This window comes from Brachybacterium avium (genome assembly GCF_002216795.1).
Taxonomy (GTDB): Bacteria; Actinomycetota; Actinomycetes; order Actinomycetales; family Dermabacteraceae; genus Brachybacterium; species Brachybacterium avium.
Map to the genome: position 1 here is coordinate 809665 of NZ_CP022316.1, position 20451 is coordinate 830115.

The following is a 20451-nucleotide window of genomic DNA, read 5'->3' on the forward strand; positions in this document are numbered from 1 at the left end:
CCGCCGCTCCTCGCCTCGGAGCGCTCCCCACCTCGCCCCCCTCGACAGGAAGCAGCAGACATGTCCGCACCGGAGCTCACGTCCGAGAACCCCATCGCCGAGTTCGACTACGTCATCGTCGGCGGCGGCTCCGCGGGAGCCGTCCTGGCCGCGCGGCTGAGCGAGGACCCCGACGTCGACGTGGCCCTGCTCGAGGCCGGTCCCTCCGATCTCCAGCACCGGGAGGTGCTGGAGCTCGCGCGCTGGCCCGAGCTGCTCGGGGGCGGCCTGGACTGGGACTACCCGATCGAGCCGCAGGAGCGGGGCAACTCCTTCCTGCGCCATGCACGCGCGAAGGTGCTCGGCGGCTGCTCCTCCCACAACTCCTGCATCGCCTTCCATCCACCGGCGGAGGACATGGACCTGTGGGAGAAGCTCGGCGCCGCGGGCTGGAACGCCGAGACGATCATGCCGCTGATCGCCCGGATGGAGACGAACCTGTCCCGCACCGGTGAGGGCCACGGCACCGACGGCCCCGTGCACCTCATGGATGTCCCGCCCGAGGACGCCGTGGGCGTGGCGCTGCTGGAGGCCTGCGAGCAGGCCGGTATCCCGCGCGCCAGGTTCAACGACTTCGAGACCGTGGTCCACGGCGCGAACTGGTTCCAGGTCAACCGGCAGGCGGACGGCACCCGCGCCTCCTCCTCGGTGTCCTATCTCCACCCGAACCTGGAGCGCGAGAACCTGCACGTCCTCACCGGTCTGCAGGTGATGCGGGTGCTCTTCGACGAGGATCAGCGGGCCATGGGCGTTCAGTACATCGACAACGCCTTCGACCGCTCCTCGCTCATGCACGCTCGGCGCGAGGTGATCCTCTCCGCCGGGGCGATCGACTCCCCCAAGCTGCTGATGCTCTCCGGGATCGGTCCCGCCGACCACCTGCGAGAGGTGGGCATCGAGGTGCGCGTCGACTCCCCCGGCGTCGGCTCGAACCTGCAGGACCATCCGGAAGCCGTCATCTCCTGGGAGTCGACGCAGCCGATGACCCGGGAGACCACCCAGTGGTGGGAGATCGGGATCTTCTCCCCCACCCAGGAGGGCCTGGAGCTGCCGGACCTGATGATGCATTACGGCTCGGTGCCCTTCGACATGCACACCCGGCGCCAGGGCTACCCCACCTCGCCGGAGTCCTTCGCACTCACGCCGAACGTCACCCACGCCCGCTCGCGCGGCACGGTGCGCCTGCGCACGATCGACTACCGCGACAAGCCGCAGGTCGATCCGCGCTACTTCACCGACGAAGCGGGCCATGACATGGCCGTCGCTGTGGCCGGGATTCGGAAGGCCCGCGAGATCGTCTCCCAGCCCGGGATGGACGCCTACCGAGGGCGCGAGCTGTTCCCCGGCGAGGCTGTCCAGAGTGACGAGGAGATCGCCGACTACGTCTCCAAGACCCACAACACCGTCTACCACCCGGCGGGCTCCTGCCGAATGGGCGCGGTGGACGACGAACTGTCGCCGCTGGACCCGCAGCTGCGGGTCAAGGGCGTCACGGGCCTGCGCGTGGTCGACGGCTCCGTCATGCCGCAGCTGGTCGCGGTGAACCCCAACCTCACCACGATGCTGATCGGCGAGCGTGCGGCGGATTTGATCCGCGGCGCACAGCGGAGCTGATCCCGACCGCCCCGGATCGGCCCCGTCTCGGACCCACCCGCCAAGACGGCCCCGCACCGAGGTGCGGGGCCGTCCACCGGTCACTCAGCGGGTGGGTGGTGCCGTTCAGCGGGTCGCGTCGATGAGCAGCTTCCCGTTCGCGGTGCCGGCCATGCTGACCTCGAAGGCCTCGGCGGCGTCGGCGAGCGCGAAGGTGCGGTCGATCTCGACGTCGAGGGTGCCGGCGGCGACCTTCTCCAGCAGCATGTGCAGGCGGGCGCCGTCCGGTCGCACCCACACCCAGTGCCCGCCGGCCTCCTCGACCGAGGGATCGGCGATCGAGACGTGTCGGCCGCCCTCGGCGAGCAGCGCAAGGGTGTCCTCGCGGACCTCGCCCACGAAGTCCGCCACGGCGCTCACGCCGTCGGGCGCGATCTCGCGGACCCGCTCGACGAGGCCTTCCCCGTAGGCGACCGGAGTGACGCCGATGGCCGTCAGCTTCTTGTGGTTACGCGGCGAGGCAGTGCCGATCACGGTCGCCCCGAGCTCCCGGGCGAGCTGCGCGGCGAGGTACCCGACCCCTCCGGAGGCGGCATGGATGAGCAGGGTGTCGTCTCCGGTCAGCTCCAGGGTCTCGAGGCTGCGCAGGGCGGTGAGCCCGGTCAGGGGCAGGCCTGCGGCGGCCTCGAACCCGACACCATCCGGGATCACGGCGACGGACGTGGCCGGCAGCGCGACGTACTCGGCGAAGGTGCCGCCGTGCAGGACGTCCTTGCGGCCGTAGGAGGCGACCCGGTCACCGGGGGTGAACTCGGGGTGTCGGGGCCGACGGCCTCGACCACGCCGGCCACGTCCCAGCCCGGGATGACCGGGAAGACCACGTCCATCAGGGCATCCAGGCCCCCGCTCATCACCTTCCAGTCGACAGGGTTCACGGCGGCGCGCTCCACCCGGATCAGCACCGCGCCCGGGCTGACCTTCGGCAGCGGGGCATCGGTGAGCTCGAGGGTGGAGGGGCCGCCGTACTCGGAATATGTCATTGCACGCATGGCGGGCACAACGCGGGGCGGGGGCGACGCATTCCCGGTCCGCACCTCCCGGAATGGTGCCACCGGTGCGTCGGCGCCGTCCTGTCCTGTGCCTGAGATACCTGGGACGACGTCGCACCAGGTGGACATACTTCCGAAATGTCCGATTCGTGCGTCATGCTGTACCTACCAGGCGCAGCACCGGCAGGCATGTCTCATGCGCCGATCCGCTGTCCCCGGATCCCGTCCCCATGGAAGGAAATGCATGCTCCTCACTCCCACCATGGCCGAAGCGTTCGGCGACTGGCTGGAACGCGAGCGGATCCATCACGCCCTCGTCCGTGCCCGCCCGGATCTCGAGGGCCGGCTGGAGCTCGACTAAGAACGACCGCTGCTGCGGATCCCGCTCATCGACGGCACGACCATGCTCGTGGCGAAGACCAGCGAGGAGCCCGGGACCGGGTGGGTGCTCGGGGTCCCGGATCCGCAGTTCCCGATGCTGCACGAGGCGGGAACTCTGAGCGAGCTGGTCCATCGAGCACTGGATGTCCTGGATGCACGACGTCCCGACCGCGCAGCGGCTCCGTGACCGGCCGATCGCTGCTCAGCTCAGCAGCGCCTGCCCGAACATGGTGTCCTTCGCGCCCACGCCGGGCAGCACGGCGAACATGGCGGAGGCGACGTGGCGCAGGTACTCCTCGAGCGCATCGGTGGTGACCATCCGCTCCAGGATCGGGAAGAAGGACTCCCGCGGGTCGCGGACGTAGGCGATGAAGAACAGCCCGGCGTCGATCCGGCCCAGGGAGTCGCTGCCCTCGGTGAAGTTATAGCCGCGCCGCAGCATGCGGGCGCCCTGGTTGCTGTGCGGGGAGACGATGCGGATGTGGGCGTCGCGCGCGATGGCCGGGCCACCGTCCACGGTGGCGGCGAAGTCCGGATCGATGAACTCATCGGTCCCGGCGCTCGGCTCGGCGACCGACAGCGGCGCACCGAAGCGCTTGTCGCGACCGATGATCTCGTGCTGCTCGACCAGTCGCAGCCGGTCCCAGGTCTCGAGGTTCATCCGGATCTTGCGGATCATCATGTAGGAGCCGCCGGCCAGGTGTGCTCCGCCGGAGTCCTGCTCGGAGATCCACAGCTGCTCCGCGAGCTCCTCGGCACCATCCTCCTGCTTGAGATTGTTGGTGCCGTCCTTGTACCCGAACAGGTTCCGCGGGGTCTCCTGCGTGGTCGAGGTGGAGGAGGTGCGCCCGTATCCCATCTGCGTCCACCGCAGCGCCGCGGTGCCGACCGCGATCCGGGTGAGGTTGCGGATGGCGTGCATGGCGACCTGAGCATCATCGGCGCAGGCCTGGATGACCAGGTCCCCGTCGGAGCGTTCGGCCTGCAGGGCTTCACCGGCGAAGCGCGGGACACCTTCGGCCAGGGCCTCGGGCATGCGGTCCGCGATCCCGAAGCGGTCCTCCCCGTCGGCGTCGACGAAGAAGGAGCGCCCCACGCCGACGGTGATCGTGACGGATGAGGCGGGATACCCCCAGGCCTCCCCGGTGTCGCGGGGGACGGCCTGCAGGTTCGCGAGCGGCTCCCCGCCGACGAGCCCGCCGGTGCTCATCTGCTCCGCGGCCACCAGCCATTGCTGCATGAGGCGGCGCACCGCGTCCAGGTCCGTGGCAGTGACGTCGTAGGCGGCGGTGAACAGGTAGTCCTGCGCCGCGGTGGTGATGCCCTGCTGGTGCGCACCGCGCAGAGGGTACGTGCGGTCCAGGGGGTCGACCGCGGCCGCCTCCTCGGCGCTGGCCCGGGCGCCGGCGAATCCGCCGAGCCCCCCGAGCATCCCGCCGGCGAGGATCCCGGCACCGGCGGCGCCCAGCAGGCCGCGTCGACCGACGGCGCGCGGGGCGGGGGCCCGCCCGTCCGCTGGTGCCTGCGCGGTGCCGGGCTCCACGTCGGAGGTCTCGTGATCGCGTCGCCGGGTCATGACAGTACGACCGCGGGGACCTGCGCGAGCTGGTCGGCCAGTGCGGTCACGGCCACCGACAGGTCCCGCTGCGCGTCGGTGTAGTCGCTGTCCTTGGGCGCCTGCCCGGCATCCTCCTGGACCGTGGCGATCGTCGAGTAGTCGACGTAGCGGGGGGTCCCGTCCTCCCACTCTCCGGCCTGGTGGGCGGAGAGCTCCTCCTGCACGGCGGCGAAGCCGTCGGCGATCTCACCGGCGAGCTCCGGATCCTCCTTCTCCACGATCTTCTGCACGTTGCCGTAGGCGACGTTCGCACCGTCGAGGTTCGCTTGGAAGTCGTCGAGGTCGGTGTGGGAGAAGGTCTCCTCCTCGCCGACGATCTTCCCGGTGGCGACCTCTTCCATCAGCTCGCTGGCCCCCAGGGTGACGTCCTCGAGGGTGACCGCGAACGGGCCCGATGCCGTGTCGCTCGCCCCGGTGACCAGGTCGTACAGGGTCTGGGTGTCCTCCACCAGCCGATCGGCGACCCGCTGCCGGCTCGCATCGTCGGGGAAGCGGAAGGCGTCGTCGTCGCTGAACAGGTCGGCCTCGATGCGGTGCCAGCCGGTCCAGCCGGCCAGCAGCTCAGGGTCGGTGACGGGGGTGTCGGCCCCGGCGGAGAGGTCCTGGATCCGCAGGTCGAGGGCGGCGTCCAGGTCGCCGGGCTCCTCGATGCCGAAGGCCTCGGCGGTCGGCTCGATCCGTTCGAAGTGGCGTCGGGCCAGCACGTACAGGTCCTGAGCCCGCTCGGTGTCGCCGGCGAGGTAGGCCTCGCGGAAGTCCTCGGTGGCCGTGATCAGCTGGCCCGCCTGGTCCTCGATGTACGCCGTGTAGTTGGTGACCGCGTCCTCGCGCAGCTGCTGGGTGTCCTCGTCGACGGCGAGCACCTCGCCCTGTGTGACCGTGAAGGGGGTGGTGCCCACCAGCGCGCCGACCATGTTCGGTTTGCAGGCGGTGAAGTAGTCATCCTTCTCCAGGCCCGTGGTCAGCTCGACGGTGGAGCCGGGGCCGATGTTCTCCTTCTCGGTGACGATGCGCAGCTTGTCCGAGGCCAGCACCTCGAACTCGTTGGGCACGGTGCCCTCGTTGCTGATGGAGAAGGTGACCACGCCGGACGGGATCTCGGTGGTGGCGACCTCGCAGGTGTCGTCCGTGATGGTGACGCTGATCGGTCCGGCGCCGGCCTGGGTGCCGGCGCCATTCGCACCGGAGGAGGGATTGTCGGTGCAGCCGGCGGCGGCCAGGGTGAGCACTGCGGCGATCGCGAGCGGGCGGGTCACGGTGCGCAGCGAGGAGGTGCGGGTCATGTGTGGGGCTCCGAGAAGGTGTCGGGGGCGCTCGAGGGCGCTGGTGGGCGAGGGCGGATCAGTCAGACGGCGGCGGGCTCGGGGACCGCCGCCTCGCGGACGGGACGCGGGGCGCCGGCCCGCACGCGGCGGACGAACAAGAGAGTCACCGGGACGACGTACAGCAGCCAGGCGACCACCTGCAGGACGGTCGGCTGGACATTGACCTGGAACATCGCCTGGCCCACGACATACAGCCAGTACACCGGGGAGGTGGTCGCCGGCAGCAGCGCCGAGACGTCCCAGGCGTAGGTGTTCAGCCCCGGCAGCACACCGGCCTCCTGGAAGTCACCGATCCCGTAGGCGACGATCCCGGCGGCGATCAGGATCAGGAGACCGCCGGTCCAGGTGAAGAAGCGGCCCAGGTTCAGGTGCAGGGCTCCGCGGTACAGGAGGATGCCCAGCACGACCGCGAGAGCAAGGCCGACGACGAGCCCGGCGGAGGTCGCGGCCACCGAGTTCTCGACCGAGGACTTCACCGTCGCCCACACGAACAGGGCCGTCTCCAGGCCTTCACGGCCGACGGCGGCGATCGCCACCAGGGCCACACCCCAGCCGGCGCCGTGGGCCAGCGCCCGGCTGAGCTCACCCTCGAGATTCTGCTTCTGCCCGCGCGCATTCTTGGACATCCAGAAGATCATCCCGGTGGTCAGGGCGACGGCCAGCAGCGCGAGCGAGCCGCCGAGGATCTCCTGCGCCTGGAACGTGAGGGTCTTCGGGCCCCAGGTGAGGACGGCCCCGAGGATCAGCGGGAGAGCGGCCGCGGCGGCGACGCCGATCCACAGCTTCGGCAGCACATCGCGGCGCCCCGATTTCACCAGGTAGGCCACGAGGATGCTCACCACGAGCGTCGCCTCGAGCCCCTCGCGCAGCGCGATCAGCAGATTCGGGAGGAACATCGGGTCTCCGGGGATGGATGGCGAGGTCGTCCCGAGGATCCAGGGGATGCCGGGGGGCGTGACGACGGATGCCGCGAGACGATGGTAAGGGTATCCTCAGCGATTTGTCCAACGCGGGTGTTTCGTAAGTCGCGTGATCAGCGGAGCGCACCGCGATCCCGGAGCGAGCCCGGACATCTTCGAGAGGAGGGCTTCGAGATGCTCTGCCCGATCCCGCGCGCGTCGTCGAGGGGTCAGCGGGATTCGGGCCGCGGCGCTCTGTCCTCCTGGGACTCCTGGGACTTTTCGGCCGGCTCCTCCGCAGTATCCGCCGCGGGGTCCTGGTCCTCGGTGTCCAGCACCACGCCGCGGCGGATGGAGATCGTCACCGCCACCGCGATCGCCGCGAGCGCCGCACCGGCGATGAGGTAGCGCAGCGGGTTCGCGTCCCCGCTGAGCGCGCTCATCCCCACCACGGCGGGGGCGATCAGCACGGCGACCAGGTTCATCACCTTGATCAGCGGATTGATCGAGGGGCCGGCGGTGTCCTTGAACGGGTCGCCGACGGTGTCGCCGATGATGGTGGCCTCATGGGCGAGGGAGCCCTTGCCGCCGTGGTGGCCGTCCTCCACCAGCTTCTTGGCGTTGTCCCAGGCGCCGCCGGAGTTCGCGAGCATGATCGCCATCAGCACACCGGCGGCGATCGCCCCGGCGAGATAGCCAGCCAGGGCCGGCGCCCCGAGACCGAAGCCGACGGCGATCGGGGCGGCGGCCGCGAGCAGGCCCGGCGTGGCCAGCTCCCGCAGCGAATCGCGGGTGACGATGTCGACCACCCGGCCATACTCCGGCTTGGCGGTGCCCTCCATGATCCCGGCGATCTCCCGGAACTGGCGGCGCACCTCGTAGACGACGGCGCCGGCGGCCCGGCTGACCGCGCTGATCGCGAGGCCGGAGAACAGGAACACCACCGCGGCACCGATGATCACCCCGACGAGGGTCTGCGGGGAGAAGACGACGGACTGGGCCAGGAAGTCCTGGTACCGCTCCCCCAGCACCTCGTGGATGGCGTCGGTGTAGGAGCCGAACAGGGCGGTCGCGGCGAGCACGGCGGTGGCGATCGCGATGCCCTTGGTGATCGCCTTGGTGGTGTTGCCGACGGCGTCGAGCTCGGTGAGCACCTGGGCGCCCTCGCCGTCCACGTCCCCGGACATCTCCGCGATGCCCTGGGCGTTGTCGGTCACCGGGCCGAAGGTGTCCATCGCGACGATCACGCCGACGGTGGTGAGCAGGCCGCAGCCGGCCAGCGCGATCGCGAACAGCCCGGCGATCCCGGAGCCGCCCAGCAGGAAGGCGCCGAACACCGCTGCGGCGATCACCAGGGCGGTGAACACCGCGGATTCCAGGCCCAGCGAGAAGCCGGAGAGCACCACGGTCGCGGCACCGGTGCGGGAGGTGGCGGCGACCTGGCGCACGGGACGGTCCTCGGTGCTGGTGTAGTAGCCGGTGAGGTAGAGGATCAGCACGCCGAGGGCGATGCCGATGGCGACGGCTCCGGCGGCGATGATCCGGGGATCGTCGATCGCTGCGGTCGAATCCTCGATGCCGAGCTCGGCGAAGCTGCCGGGCAGGTAGACGAAGGCGGCCACGGTGCACAGCACCGCCGAGATCACGGCCGAGTACAGGAAGGAGCGTCGGATCGTGGTCAGGGCGCTCTGGCCGGTCTTCGGGGTGGTGAGGTAGATGCCGATCAGGGCGGTGAGCACACCGATCGCGGGAACGATCAGGGGGAACACCATGCCGGCCTCGCCGAACGCGGCACGGCCCAGGATGAGTGCGGCGACCAGGGTCACCGCATAGGACTCGAAGAGGTCCGCGGCCATCCCGGCGCAGTCACCCACGTTGTCGCCGACGTTGTCCGCGATGGTGGCGGCGTTGCGGGGGTCGTCCTCGGGGATGTTCTGCTCGACCTTGCCGACCAGGTCGGCGCCGACGTCGGCCGCTTTGGTGAAGATGCCGCCGCCGACGCGCATGAACATCGCGACCATCGCGGCGCCGAAGCCGAAGCCCTCCAGCACCAGTGCGGCGTCCCCGCGGAAGATCAGCACCACGATGCCGGCCCCGAGCAGGCCGAAGCCGATCGTCGCCATTCCGACGCAGGCCCCGGTGCGCACGGCGATCAGCATCGCCGGGTCCCGGCCGGTCTCGTGCGCAGCAGCGGCCACCCGCACGTTCGCCCGCACCGCGAGCCACATCCCCAGGTAGCCGATCAGCCCGGAGAACGCGGCGCCCACCAGGAAAGCGACCGAGCGTGCCACGCGCAGCAGCATCCCCTCGGTGCCGGCCGCGCCGTGGGCTGGCAGCAGCAGGAGCAGCACGAAGGCGATGACGGCGAAGACGCCCAGGGTGCGCAGCTGGCGTCGCAGATACGCTGCGGCCCCTTCCTGGACGGCGCCGGCGACCTCGTTCATGGCCTCGGTGCCGGTCTTGGCCCGCAGCACCTCGCTGCGGAATCTCAACGCCATCGCGACGGCGACCAGGGCGATCACCACGATCACCGCGACCGTGGTGAGACTCGCCGCGGACAGTGTGATGGCTTCCGGTGTCATGAGGTCCTCCGCACGTCGTCGTGGGTCTGGGGTCCTTCACCACCGTCGTGCTCCTCGATGTGCACGACGATGTGCACGACGGTCCTGGTGCGGGAACCCTAGCCGGGAATACCCGTCAGGAACACCCTTCCGGCCCGGCCCCGCCGCATCCCCAGGGGTGCGGCCCGTGCGGCGCAGCGGCGCGGTCCCTCTGCCGCGCCGGTCCTGCCGGCGGCGCGGCGATCCGGCAGCGCCTGCCTCTGGTGGTGTGGTGCGGCGACGGCCTCAGCGCAGGGCCTGGCAGATCCATCCCTCGGGAAGGGCGCTGCCCGCCAGCAGCTCGCGGACCAGGGACTGCTCCTGCGGTGAGAGGTCCGTATCCAGGTGGGGGTAGATGATCGGCTCCTCCTTCCGGTTGTGGTCCTCCAGCAGGGAGAGCAGCTCGGTGCAAGCCTCGACGATCCCGCTCGCGGCGGAGGAGTCGTCCTCGAGGATCTCGGCCAGGGCATCCATGCGCGTCCACAGCTCGCCGTGCTCGCGGCGCATCACCATCAGCGACATCATCAGCGGCCCGGGCGGCAGGCGCGGGAAGACCACCTCCTCCTCGAGGTAGATGTGTCGGCGCAGCGCCTCCATGGCGCTCAGCAGCGGACGGGCGCGCCGGGCGGGATCGCGCTCTGCGGCATCGGCGAGGAACCGCTCGATCCCCTCGTCGATCTGATGGTGCTCCCGGGTGAAGGCCGCTGCGACGGAGCGCTCCGGCTCTTCGCGCGTCCCGTCGTCGGGCAGGGTCATGGCGCTCAGGCCGCGACCGGGGTGGCGGTGTCGCCGCTTCGGTTCCGGCCGCGCCGCAGGAGCTGGATGGCGACCACGGCGACAGCCAGGGCGATGCCCACGACCGAGATGAGGATCGACGGATAGATCATCATCACGCCGCCGACCACCAGCATCACGCGTTCGACCTTCGTGGCGTCCGCGAAGAAGTAGCCGGCCAGGCCCGCCGCGATCGCGAGCATTCCCAGGATCACCGTGATCAGCGCCGGGATCAGCTCGGCGACCGTGCCGGCGAGCAGCAGCGACGGCTCCAGGACGAACACGAACGGGATGAGGAAGCCGGCGATCGCGAGCCGCAGCGCGGTGACGCCGGTCTTCAGCGGATTGGAGCCCGCGATGCCGGAGCCGGCATAGGCCGCCAGGCACACCGGCGGGGTGACGTCGGCGAGGATCCCGAAGAAGAACACGAACATATGCGCCGCGATCATCGGCACATCGAAGTTGTTGACCAGGATCGGCGCGGCGACGGTGGCCGTGACCACGTAGTTCGCGGTGGTCGGCAGGCCCATCCCGAGGATCAGGCAGACGATCATCGTCATCAGCAGCACCAGCAGGAAGTTGCCCTGGGCGATATCGATGACGGCGTTGCCGAGCCGACCGCCGAGGCCAGTGCCGGTGACGGTGCCGGCCACGATGCCTGCGGTCGCGCAGGCGGCGATCACCGGCAGCGCCGTGCGGGCCGCGGCCTCGAGGGTCTTCACGATCCCCGTGAGCGAGAGCCGGGTGGACTTGCGCAGGAAGCTCAGCGCGAAGGCCACGGCCACTCCCCACAGCGCGGCACGCGCCGGCGAGAAGCCGGACAGCATCATGAACACGATGATCACCAGCGGTGCCAGCAGGTCCAGGCGCGCCAGGATGCTCTTCCAGCCGGGCAGCTCCGAGGCGGGCATGCCCTTGATCCGCATCCTCTTCGCCTCGAAATGCACCGACGCGAAGACACCCAGGAAGTAGAGCGCCGCAGGGATGATGGCGATGACGATGATCTCGTTGTACGGGATACCGGTGTACTCCGCCATGATGAACGCGGCCGCGCCCATGATCGGCGGCATGATCTGCCCGCCGGTGGAGGCGGTGGCCTCGGTCGCACCCGCGAAATGCGACCTGAACCCGGCCCTCTTCATCAGCGGGATGGTGAAGGATCCCGAGGCGACGGTGTTCGCGACCGAGGAGCCGGAGATCATCCCCTGCAGGCCGGAGGCCGCCACTGCCGCCTTCGCCGGGCCGCCGGTGAAGCGCCCGGTGAGGCGGAAGGCGAGGTCGTTGAAGAGCACGCCGATATTCGTGTGGATGAGCACCACGGCGAACAGCAGGAACAGGAAGATGAAGGTGGAGGAGACCTGGATCGGCGTTCCGAAGATCCCGGCGCGGGAGGTGAAGAAGGTGCCGACCGCGAAGTTCTCCCACGACTGGCCGACGATGACGGTCGAGTAGCCGATCGCCAGCAGGCCGATGATCACGATCGGCAGGCCGACACAGCGCCGGGTCGCCTCCAGCGTGAGCACGATGCCCAGCGTGGCGACGACGTAGTCGAGGCGCTCGAATCCCATGATCTGAACGATGTTGCTGGTCAGATGCGCGTATCGCACCACGATGTACAGGTTCACCGCGAGCGCGGTCAGTGCCAGCACCACGTCCCACCAGGGGATCCCGGCCTTCCCGCCGCGACGCTCGACCCGCTTGCCCGCGGGGTAGAGCAGGAAGATGATCGAGGTGGCACCGGCGAGGTGGATCGCCCCCTGGATCAGGGAAGGCCGGGAGCCGAAGATCCCGGTGTAGAGGTGGAACACGGTGAGGGCGATCGAGAGACCGCCCACCACCCATGCCCACAGGCCCAGATTCGTGCGAAATCGGCTGGATGTGTCGTGCTCGCGCAGCAACTCCTGGGCTCTCGCCTCAGCCTCATGCTGCGCCTGCTCGTCGACCTCGAGAGCGGAGGCTCGCGGAGCGTCCTCGTGGTCCGCGGTGCTCATCTCAGAGGAGCCCCTCTTCCTCGTAGTACTTCTTCGCGCCCGGGTGCAGCGGAACCTCACCCTGGCCGGACAGAGCGAAGTCGTGGGTGATCAGATCGCCCTGCGGGAGGGTGATCGAATCGGCGTGCTCGAAGGTGGCCTTGGTGATCTCGTAGCCGACCTCGGGGCTGACCTGATCCATCGAGGCGATCAGCGCGGCGGCGACCGACAGGGTGGTCACCGGCTCCTCGAGGAAGTCGTAGGCCTCGGGCTTGATGGTGTAGACGTCGAAGAGGCTCTCCGAGGCGACCTGCTCGGCCTTGTCCTCATCGAGCGAGACCAGCTTGACGTCGTTGGTCGCGGCGAGGTCGCCGAGCGAGCCCGTCGGCGTGCCGACGACGAACACCGAGGCGTCGATGTTGTTGTCGCGCAGGAGGTCCAGCGAGCTGGAGAAGTCCTGCTCGAACGCCTCGTAGTCGCCCTCGCCGATGTCGTATGCGGCGAGGATCGCGTCGGAGACCGCACGGGTGCCGGAGCCGACGTCGCCCACAGCGATCTTCTTGCCCTTGAGGTCCGCGGCGGATTCGATGCCGCTGCCCGCGAGGGTGACGATGTGCGCGGCCTCGGGGTAGAGACCGGCGATCCAGCCGATGTTGTCGACCTGAGCGCCCTCGAACTCGCCCTCGCCGGTGACCGCGGTGTTGGCGGTGTCCGACTGGGCGATGCCCAGCTGCCATTCACCCTGGAAGATCTTGCCGATGTTCTCCACCGAGGCGCCGGAGTCGGTGTAGGTGACCGAGATGCCGTCGATGTTGTCCTCGTAGATGGCCGCGTACTCACCGCCGAGGGGGTAGTACACGCCACCGGTGCCACCGGTGCCGAAGGTGAGGTCGGTGACGAAGTCGCCCTCGCCACCGCCGCCACCGCTGCCGCCGCCGTCGTCGCTGCAGGCGGCGAGCAGGCCGAGAGCCGCCAGCGGGCCCAGCGTCGCAAATGTCCGTCGTCCGATTCTCATCGTGTGCGCTCCTCTTCGTCGAGGTCGTTCAGACCACGCTCGTATGGGGGGCCCACCGGTTCCCCGAAGGGTCACTGCGGGCAGGGTAGGACCATCTCACCACACGAAAGGGGTTCGGCCACCGGTTATGGACGTCCGCAAGGCAACGGTGCAATAACGGTCGGGACGACACGATCCGCGGTGACGGCGTCGGCTCCGGAGTCGGCGTGCACGCCTGATGCGGTCTGATGCGCTTCTGCCGCGTCCCTCGGGGACGCAGGTGCGAGGGTCAGGAAGCGGCTGGAGCGACCTCGAGCGCCGCGGCATGCTCGCTGATCCGGCGTGCGAGATCGAGGTCACGGCTGGTGATCCCGCCGACGTCGTGGCTCGAGAGCGTCGCGGTGACCTCGGGATACGTCAGGGTGAGGTCCGGATGGTGGTTCGCCTCCTCGGCGGAGGCGCCGATGCGGACGACGAGTTCGAGCCCGGTGGCGAAGTCTCCGCTGGCGAAGCGGGCGGTGAGCGTCTCGCCGTCCTGGTGCCAGCCGGTGAGCTCTGCCTCGGCGATCTCGGCGGGGGTGAGGGTCTTCTTCGGATCAGCCATGCCCCTATCGTGCCCCCGTCGGCGCCGGGAGACCACCCCTGTGGGCGGTGCGGACCGGACCGCACCTGGGCCCGGGCACCTCTCCCCCGCTCTCATCGGCCACACTGGAGGCATGGAGGATCTGCGGGTGAGCCCCGGCCCGGGCGCGCCGCACGGCCTGGTGGTGCCGGCCACGGAGCTCCGCGAGCAGTTCTCCCATGCGTCCGGCCCCGGGGGGCAGGGAGTCAACACCACTGATTCCCGGGTCCAGCTGAGCCTGGACCTGGCCACCACGACGGCGCTCGACGAGGCCCAGCGCGCACGGGTGATCGCCGAGCTGTCCGTGAAGCTCGCCGGCACCGTCCTCACCATCACGGCCGCCGAGCAGCGTTCCCAGCGGCAGAACCGTCGAGCGGCCCGTGAGCGGCTCGCCGCTGTGCTGCGCGAGGCCGTCGCCCCGGCGGTGGAGCGTCGCCCGACCCGGCCCACCAGGGGCTCAAGGCGGCGGCGGCTGGAGGCGAAGCGACAGCGGGCGGCGCTCAAGCAGTCGCGGCGCCCGCCCGGCTCCGAGTGATCCCGGCCGTCGATCCGTCCCACCCAGGGCGTCATGGTCCGGCATCCGCCCGGCATCACCTAGGTTGAGCACATGCTCCGTCGCCTCCTCGCCCGCCTCTTCTGGGCCGTGAGCCCCTGGACGCTCGTCACGGAGCCCGCTCCGCGCCGCCCTTCCGTGATCATCGGCGCCCCGCACACCTCGAACTGGGATTTCGTGATCATGCTGGCCATCTCCTGGCGCCTGCAGATCCCGCTGCGGTGGCTGGGGAAGCACTCCCTGTTCACCTCCTGGCGCGGCCCGCTGATGCGCGCGCTCGGGGGTATCCCGGTGGATCGCTCGGCACCGAGCCGCGTTGTCCGGGAGGTGGTGGCTCGGGCGCGGGCGGGCGAGGTGTTCGGTCTGGTCGTCACCCCCGATGGCACTCGCGGCGCCCACACCCATTGGAAGTCCGGTTTCTACCGCATCGCCCGCGAGACCGGGATGCCGGTGGTGCTCGGCTACGTGGATCGCACCACCATGACCACCGGGCTCGGACCGAGCCTCGAGCTGACCGGCGATATCGCTGCGGATATGGACCGCATCCGCGCGTACTACGAGGACAAGGCCGGCTACCACCCGGCACAGCGGGTCGAGCCGCGTCTGCGGGAGGAGGGCGGCGGAGCTCCGCATCCGGAAGCGGGCAGCGGCCCCGTCGACCCCATGGGCGGACCCGTCCCGGGCGCCGGCACCCCCGGCTGAGCTCGGTCCGGCAGCCCGCTCAGCCGTCGATCCCACCCGGATCCGTGCGAGGCAGCCAGATCCAGCCCTCCTGCCGAGCGAGCTCGAGATCCTCCGCACGCGGCGGGGATGCCCGGCCCTGATCGACCTCGCGGGCGACCAGGGCCGCGATCACCGCGTCCAGCGCATCGTCGTCGCGGGAGCAGAGCGCCTGATGCCCGTTCCAGTCCAGGAACGGCACTCGTCCGCTCAGTGAGGCGACCAGCGCGGCGCGTGGCACCTGGTTCTTCACCCCCTTGTAGCCTCGATGGGCGAGCCCCCAGGTCAGCAGGGCCGCTGCGGGGTACACCTCGCAGATCACCCCGGACCCCTCGCGCGGGACGTCGAGGCCGCGCTCGCGCAGCCTCGCCTCGATCCCGGCCCACCGCAGTGCCGGATGGGCGATCCGATCCGTCGCGACGCTCAGGGGCGTCAGGCCCGTGCGTCGGCGCACCTCGAGGTCTGTCACCCGCATCGCCAGGCCGCGGCGCCAGTCATCCCCGGTGGACTCCGGAGCCGGCTGCTCGTGCGCGGCATGCGCGGCGAGCAGCTCGACGAAACGGCGGGGCCACCCCAGCGGCACGTCGACCCCGGTTTTCGCGGCGCCCGTCACGGCATCGATCAGCGACGCGTCCTCCGCCCCCACCCTCACCTCGTCGAGCACGCAACTCTCCCCCGTCTCGCGCAGCAGTGCCAGTGCGGTGCTGCGGGGCTGAGCGGCGAGATCGATCCCGACATACCTGCGATGCATCGCCTCAGGGTACGGAGCACGAGCAGTCGGAGCCGGACGTGTGTTCCTGCCGGTCACCGCTGGACCGGTCCCCTAGCGTGGACCCGTGCCCCAGCCCACAGCGCCCCGCCCGCTTCTCCGACTCACCCGTCGGGGGCGCCTCGTCCGCTCGGGGATGATCCTGCTGCTGGCCCTCCTGCTGGTCCTCGCACTGGTCTCGCTCCTCGGCGCGCTCGGCGGCGAGGACGCAGCGAAAAGCGCGCCTGCTCCCGCGCTGACCACAGCCGGCCCGACCAGCAGCGACGAAGCCGGCACCGTCCCGGAGGCCTCGGCCTCCCCCTCTCCGGTGGCTGATGCGGACACCGGGGAGGAGTCCGGACAGATCGTGCGCTCCGGGATCATCGGGGACGGCACCTGGACCGTCGCCGCGGCTGCCGCTGCGCCAGCTGGATCTGAGAGCACGATGCACACCTATGCGGTGCGGGTCGAGGGCGGGACCGGGATCGACGCCGATGAGGCAGCGGCGGAGATCGCCGCGGTCCTGGCCGATCCCCGTGGCTGGCAGGACCTCGAGGACGTGTCGTTCCAGCAGGTCGCAACGCTCGAGGAGGCCGAGATGACGATCTCGCTGGCATCCCCGCCGATGGTCGACGAGCTGTGCCTCCCGGCGCACACGGGCGGGCTGTGGAGCTGCCGAGTCGGGCCGGAGGTGGCGCTGAACTCGGATCGCTGGCTGCACGCGACCCCCACCTATGACGACCTGTCCGCGTACCGCGCGTACATGGTCAACCACGAGGTGGGGCACTTCCTGGGGCACGGCCATGCACGTTGCGGCGGTGCGGGGGAAGCCTCACCCGTCATGCTCCAGCAGTCCATCCACCTGCAGGGCTGCGTGCCCAATGCCTGGCCTGCGGACGAGCCGTCGCGCTGACCCCACACGGGTCGCTGCTCCCGGACTCCCCTCGGCTCCCTGCGGCTGGACTCCTCGCAGGCCTTTGCCGAGTCAGGAGGGCGCCGAGAGCGGCTCCGCGCGCCTCTCCTCGGCGCGGCGACGGGCGCGGAGATCCCAGTTCACCAGAAGGCGCAGCACCAGCCCGCCCGCGAGGAGGCCGCCGACGAGATCGCTCGCCCAGTGCCAGCCGAGGAGGAAGGAGACCACGGAGGAGTTCACGGCGATCACCACGACCGCCCACTGCAGGATCTGCACCAGGCGGTGCGAGGCGCCGGTGTAGTGCGCGATCAGATACACGGCGGCGCCGTAGATGAGCACCGCCTCGGAGGCGTGGCCCGACGGGAAACTGATCCCCTTGTCCCCCATCTCGAACAGTCCGGCCTCGAGGAAGCGCGGGTCGTGCTCATAGGCGACTCCGCGGGCCAGCAGCACCTTCAACGAGCCGATGCCGGCCAGGAACCCCAGCTCGGCCAGGCCGGCGATGAGGAGCGGCCGCCAGGACTGTCGGAGCGCTGCGATCACCACCGCCACCCCCAGCAGGAGGGGCAGGCAGACCGCCTGCCCGGCGATGGGGTCCAGCACGTTCTGCGCGAAGGGCAGCAGGCTCGGATCGAGCCGGTACAGCCAGCGCTTGGCCAGGAACAGGTCGACACTCTGGAAAGGGCCGGCGGCCACGATGATCACCAGCATCAGGGTGATCGCGAGGCTCGGGGCCGAGGTCAGCCGGTGCCACCAGTGGCGATCGCCTGCGGTGGTGGGCCCCCCTTCGAGACCAGCATCGAGGAGAGCTTCACGCGGGGACTGGATTTCGGCGACCATCAGTCGGAAAGCCTAGGAAACCTCGGGCCGGATCGACGGATCGCAGCGGTGAACCCCACATTCCCGGGCCTGCCCGGCCACGGAGGAACGGCGAACGCAGCCTGCTCCGCAGGGCACACTCGAGGTGCCGCTACAGCATCGGCGGGGCCCACAGGAACAATCCGGAGGGAGCACAGGATGGTCGGCTCACCGGCTCGCGGTGAGAGCATCGAGGCACGTCATCGCGAGATGCTCGCCCGCCTGGCGAATATCGAACGGGAGCTCTCCGCCCTGCGGCGCACCCGCGAGGGGCTGAGCGATGACGACGAGCACGATCCCGACGGCGTCCCCCTGTCCTCGCAGTGGTCCCGGCTGGAGGGGCTGAGGCAGAGCATGCTCGAGGCGCTCGCCTCGATCGATGCCGCCCACGCTCGCTGGTCCCGTGGAGAGGACGGCCGGTGCAGCAGCTGCGGCGGCCCGATCGCCGCGGAACGCCTGTCCGCTCGGCCGGAGGCGACCACCTGCATCGACTGCGCGCCTTGAGCACGTTCTCCGGGTGGCCGGTCAGCTCTGCCGCGCTGCCTCCAGCTCACGCTGGTCGCGCCGGGCGGCGGTGACCAGATAGCCGCTGAGGATGACGCTCCCGAGCACCGCGAGCACCAGGATCACCCAGATGCCGATCGTGGGATCGATCAGCTCGAGAACGAAGATGGCGAGCACCGCGGCCGCGAGCACGACCCCTTCGATGATCGCGAACCGGACGAAGACGCGGCTGCGCCGTTCCTGCTGTCGGCGACGCACCCCCGCCTCGCCGGTCGGCGCCGGCGCCGTGTCGTCGGTATTGTCGGCATGGACGTTGCTCATCCCGCCATCGTAGCGACGGAGGACTGGAACGAGACCGGCCCGCCACGCTGCCGGCACGATCGCTCGGGTCGCCGCCGGGGACGAAGCGCAGTGGAGCGCCACGGAGCCGACCGCCGGTGCGGCAAGGCACCGCGGCGCCTGCCTCCCTCTACTCGGCGGCCTCGTCGTCACGCCTCTCGCCGATCGGCTCCAGCCGGAGGGCGACGACATTCGCTCCGCTCTTGTCCCACTTCGAATCGACCACGGGCAGGTCCTCCAGCACCAGCTCCTGCGTACCGGGGGCGGCAACGTGCAACTGGCCGATCTCGCTGCGGATGAGCTTCCAGTAATGGATGATCGGGTACGGCTCCTCGCCCTCCCGGCGCAGGGTGAACTCCCGCCGCGCCTGGTCGGTGACGAGAGTCCCGGTGAGACCGTCGGCCCACCACTGGGGATCGGCGTTGCTGAACGTCTCCTTGGTCAGCAGCACCACGCGGTAGTCCCCGGGGGTGCCCATCGTGAACTCCCACCGCCGGGACCCGTCCTCGCCGGCCTCGGCGGCCCAGATGTCCAGACGCAGGTCGGCGCCCGGGGCCTGGACGAGACCGCCGGTGGTCTCCGGCGTGCCCGCGAACTCCAGCTGGATCGTCCGGGGCAGCTCATCCGTCGGCGCGGCCAGCTCCAGGCTGACGATCCGGCCCAGACCGTCGGGCTCGGAGAGCGTGAACGGCACAGGGCTGCCGGTGGCGAGATCCCGGGCGGCCTCGGGGCCGGCCGTGAGCCCGGGCAGATCCAGGGTCGTCGCCTGCCGATCGGCCACATGCAGGTAGAGCGAGGTGCCGCGCGCGGTGACGTGGCCCCAGGCGAAGCCTCCGGGGAAGGGGGCTCGGCCTGCCCCGTGGATGCCGGGAGCGGCCCGCTGCATCCATTCGCCGATGCCCGCATACTGCTCCCGTGCCTGGGGCGGGATCACGCCGGTCGCATCAGGGCCGACGTTCAGCAGCAGGTTCCCCCGCGGCTGACCGTGTAGGCGAGCGCTTCGCACAGCCCCTCCACAGGCTTCCAGCCGGCTCCCCGCTCGGCGAAGGCCCAGCTGTCATTGGTGGTCGCCGCCGTCTCCCAATCTCGTTCCGGGAGCAGGTTGTTGAAGTAGTTGTCATCCATGGAGGTGTAGTCGGGTGCGACCCCGCCTCCGAGCCGGCTGTTGATGACCGCGCCGGGCTGCAGCTCCCTGACCAGGTCGAAGGCCTCCTGCGCGCAGTCCTCCGGGATGCCGCTGGGCATGTCGAACCACATCAGCCCGATGTCGCCGTAGCGGGTGAGGATCTCCCGGAGCTGCGGGGCGGCCTTGCGCCGCCAGTAGGCGTGGAAGTCCCCCTGCGCGGGGTCGAAGTCCCAGTCGTTGCACTGCGGGCCGACCGCATCCGGATCCTCCCAGTCGATCATCTGGGAGTAATAGACGCCGAGCATGATCCCGTGCTCGGCGCAGGCCTCGGCCAGCTCGGCCAGCGGGTCGCGGTCGAAGGGGGTGGCGTCGACGATGTTGTAGTCGGAGACCTGGGAGTGGTACATGGCGAAGCCGTCATGGTGCTTGGCCGTGTACACGAAGTACTTGGCGCCGGCCTCCGCGGCCATGCGCACCCATTCCCGGGCGCTGAAGCTCGTGGGGTTGAAGTCCTCGGCCAGCTTCCGGTACTCGGCCAGCGGGATCCTCGCCTTGTACTGGATCCACTCGGTCAGGCCCTCCACCTGCCGTCCGTGCCAGATGCCGGCCGGAATGGCGGGGAGGCCCCAGTGCACCATGAGGCCGAAGCGGGCGTCGGTCCAGGTCTGACGGCGCTCGAGATCCTGCGCGCTCTGCTGCACCGCGGTGGCGACGGCGACTCCTTCGTCGGCCGCAGGGGCAGCAGACGGGAGACCGGGGGCAGATGAGGCTGAAGTAGGCATGCGCTTACCCTAGCTGTTGTAGGACGTTTCTGGGTCCAGACTCT

The 20451-nt window shown here is 70.2% G+C and carries 20 protein-coding genes and 1 pseudogene; 6 read left to right on the top strand and 15 right to left on the bottom strand.

Going from position 1 to position 20451, the window contains the following annotated elements:
• Window positions 1-60 precede the first annotated feature (60 nt).
• Entirely contained in the window at window positions 61-1653 is a 1593-nt protein-coding gene (locus tag CFK39_RS03640; protein ID WP_089064316.1) for a GMC family oxidoreductase, read from the top strand.
• A 105-nt stretch (window positions 1654-1758) separates the two neighbouring features.
• Here CFK39_RS03640 and CFK39_RS17245 read toward each other — a convergent pair whose 3' ends face one another.
• Together CFK39_RS17245 and CFK39_RS17250 are read right to left on the bottom strand one after the other, a co-directional pair.
• Complete coding sequence (locus CFK39_RS17245) at window positions 1759-2343, bottom strand: zinc-binding dehydrogenase (protein WP_338027696.1); 585 nt, start codon at window positions 2341-2343, stop codon at window positions 1759-1761.
• On the bottom strand, window positions 2340-2681 hold the full coding sequence (locus CFK39_RS17250; RefSeq protein WP_338027697.1) for an alcohol dehydrogenase catalytic domain-containing protein: 342 nt from the start codon (window positions 2679-2681) through the stop codon (window positions 2340-2342). The genes CFK39_RS17245 and CFK39_RS17250 overlap by 4 nt, the downstream gene beginning before the upstream one ends.
• Window positions 2682-3090: 409 nt before the next feature.
• Between CFK39_RS17250 and CFK39_RS16130 the strand changes: the two genes are divergently transcribed.
• Complete coding sequence (locus tag CFK39_RS16130; protein WP_157697047.1) at window positions 3091-3249, top strand: hypothetical protein; 159 nt, start codon at window positions 3091-3093, stop codon at window positions 3247-3249.
• 15 nt (window positions 3250-3264) lie between these two features.
• Here CFK39_RS16130 and CFK39_RS03655 read toward each other — a convergent pair whose 3' ends face one another.
• From CFK39_RS03655 to CFK39_RS03690, 8 genes are all read right to left on the bottom strand, one after another.
• Complete coding sequence (locus tag CFK39_RS03655) at window positions 3265-4638, bottom strand: Dyp-type peroxidase (RefSeq protein ID WP_089064317.1); 1374 nt, start codon at window positions 4636-4638, stop codon at window positions 3265-3267.
• Window positions 4635-5963, bottom strand: coding sequence for an iron uptake system protein EfeO (efeO, locus tag CFK39_RS03660; RefSeq protein ID WP_089064318.1), 1329 nt, complete (start codon window positions 5961-5963; stop codon window positions 4635-4637). The genes CFK39_RS03655 and efeO overlap by 4 nt, the downstream gene beginning before the upstream one ends.
• A 62-nt stretch (window positions 5964-6025) precedes the next feature.
• The gene (gene efeU / locus CFK39_RS03665; RefSeq protein WP_089064319.1) at window positions 6026-6901 is read right to left on the bottom strand and encodes an iron uptake transporter permease EfeU; all 876 of its coding nucleotides are present in this window, start codon (window positions 6899-6901) and stop codon (window positions 6026-6028) included.
• 233 nt (window positions 6902-7134) lie between these two features.
• Window positions 7135-9486, bottom strand: a complete 2352-nt coding sequence (locus tag CFK39_RS03670; protein ID WP_172805637.1) for a sodium-translocating pyrophosphatase — start codon at window positions 9484-9486, stop codon at window positions 7135-7137.
• A 264-nt stretch (window positions 9487-9750) separates the two neighbouring features.
• Window positions 9751-10260 carry a hemerythrin domain-containing protein gene (locus tag CFK39_RS03675; protein WP_089064320.1) on the bottom strand — a complete coding sequence of 170 codons (510 nt, stop codon included), beginning with the start codon at window positions 10258-10260 and terminating at the stop codon, window positions 9751-9753.
• 5 nt (window positions 10261-10265) lie between these two features.
• The gene (locus CFK39_RS03680) at window positions 10266-12269 is read right to left on the bottom strand and encodes a TRAP transporter permease (RefSeq protein ID WP_089064321.1); all 2004 of its coding nucleotides are present in this window, start codon (window positions 12267-12269) and stop codon (window positions 10266-10268) included.
• A gap of 1 nt (window position 12270) precedes the next feature.
• A complete protein-coding gene (locus CFK39_RS03685) occupies window positions 12271-13263 on the bottom strand; it encodes a TAXI family TRAP transporter solute-binding subunit (RefSeq protein ID WP_089064322.1) in 993 nt (330 codons plus the stop codon).
• Window positions 13264-13531: 268 nt separating this feature from the next.
• Window positions 13532-13846, bottom strand: a complete 315-nt coding sequence (locus tag CFK39_RS03690) for a 4a-hydroxytetrahydrobiopterin dehydratase (RefSeq protein ID WP_089064323.1) — start codon at window positions 13844-13846, stop codon at window positions 13532-13534.
• Window positions 13847-13958: 112 nt separating this feature from the next.
• On the opposite strand from CFK39_RS03690, the gene arfB reads away from it, so the two are divergent.
• Together arfB and CFK39_RS03700 are read left to right on the top strand one after the other, a co-directional pair.
• Window positions 13959-14399, top strand: a complete 441-nt coding sequence (arfB, locus tag CFK39_RS03695) for an alternative ribosome rescue aminoacyl-tRNA hydrolase ArfB (RefSeq protein WP_089064324.1) — start codon at window positions 13959-13961, stop codon at window positions 14397-14399.
• Window positions 14400-14471: 72 nt separating this feature from the next.
• On the top strand, window positions 14472-15119 hold the full coding sequence (locus CFK39_RS03700) for a 1-acyl-sn-glycerol-3-phosphate acyltransferase (protein ID WP_089064325.1): 648 nt from the start codon (window positions 14472-14474) through the stop codon (window positions 15117-15119).
• 19 nt (window positions 15120-15138) lie between these two features.
• Here the strand turns inward: CFK39_RS03700 and CFK39_RS03705 are convergent, their stop codons facing one another.
• Entirely contained in the window at window positions 15139-15888 is a 750-nt protein-coding gene (locus tag CFK39_RS03705) for a DUF429 domain-containing protein (protein ID WP_089064326.1), read from the bottom strand.
• A gap of 85 nt (window positions 15889-15973) precedes the next feature.
• Here CFK39_RS03705 and CFK39_RS03710 point away from each other — a divergent pair, with 85 nt between their 5' ends.
• The gene (locus tag CFK39_RS03710; protein ID WP_157697048.1) at window positions 15974-16798 is read left to right on the top strand and encodes a DUF3152 domain-containing protein; all 825 of its coding nucleotides are present in this window, start codon (window positions 15974-15976) and stop codon (window positions 16796-16798) included.
• A gap of 72 nt (window positions 16799-16870) precedes the next feature.
• Here the strand turns inward: CFK39_RS03710 and CFK39_RS03715 are convergent, their stop codons facing one another.
• A complete protein-coding gene (locus CFK39_RS03715; protein ID WP_089064328.1) occupies window positions 16871-17638 on the bottom strand; it encodes a phosphatase PAP2 family protein in 768 nt (255 codons plus the stop codon).
• Between the two features lie 177 nt (window positions 17639-17815).
• On the opposite strand from CFK39_RS03715, the gene CFK39_RS03720 reads away from it, so the two are divergent.
• The gene (locus CFK39_RS03720) at window positions 17816-18160 is read left to right on the top strand and encodes a TraR/DksA family transcriptional regulator (protein WP_089064329.1); all 345 of its coding nucleotides are present in this window, start codon (window positions 17816-17818) and stop codon (window positions 18158-18160) included.
• Between the two features lie 21 nt (window positions 18161-18181).
• On the opposite strand, the gene CFK39_RS03725 is transcribed toward CFK39_RS03720, so the two are convergent.
• The 3 genes and pseudogenes from CFK39_RS03725 to CFK39_RS03735 all read right to left on the bottom strand — a co-directional run.
• Complete coding sequence (locus tag CFK39_RS03725; protein WP_089064330.1) at window positions 18182-18481, bottom strand: hypothetical protein; 300 nt, start codon at window positions 18479-18481, stop codon at window positions 18182-18184.
• Between the two features lie 148 nt (window positions 18482-18629).
• Window positions 18630-19433: a hypothetical protein gene (locus tag CFK39_RS03730; RefSeq protein WP_157697049.1), complete on the bottom strand. Its 804-nt coding sequence runs from the start codon at window positions 19431-19433 to the stop codon at window positions 18630-18632.
• Window positions 19434-19436: 3 nt separating this feature from the next.
• Window positions 19437-20407, bottom strand: a pseudogene (locus CFK39_RS03735) (alpha-L-fucosidase); the annotation flags it as partial.
• Between the last annotated feature and the right edge of the window lie 44 nt (window positions 20408-20451).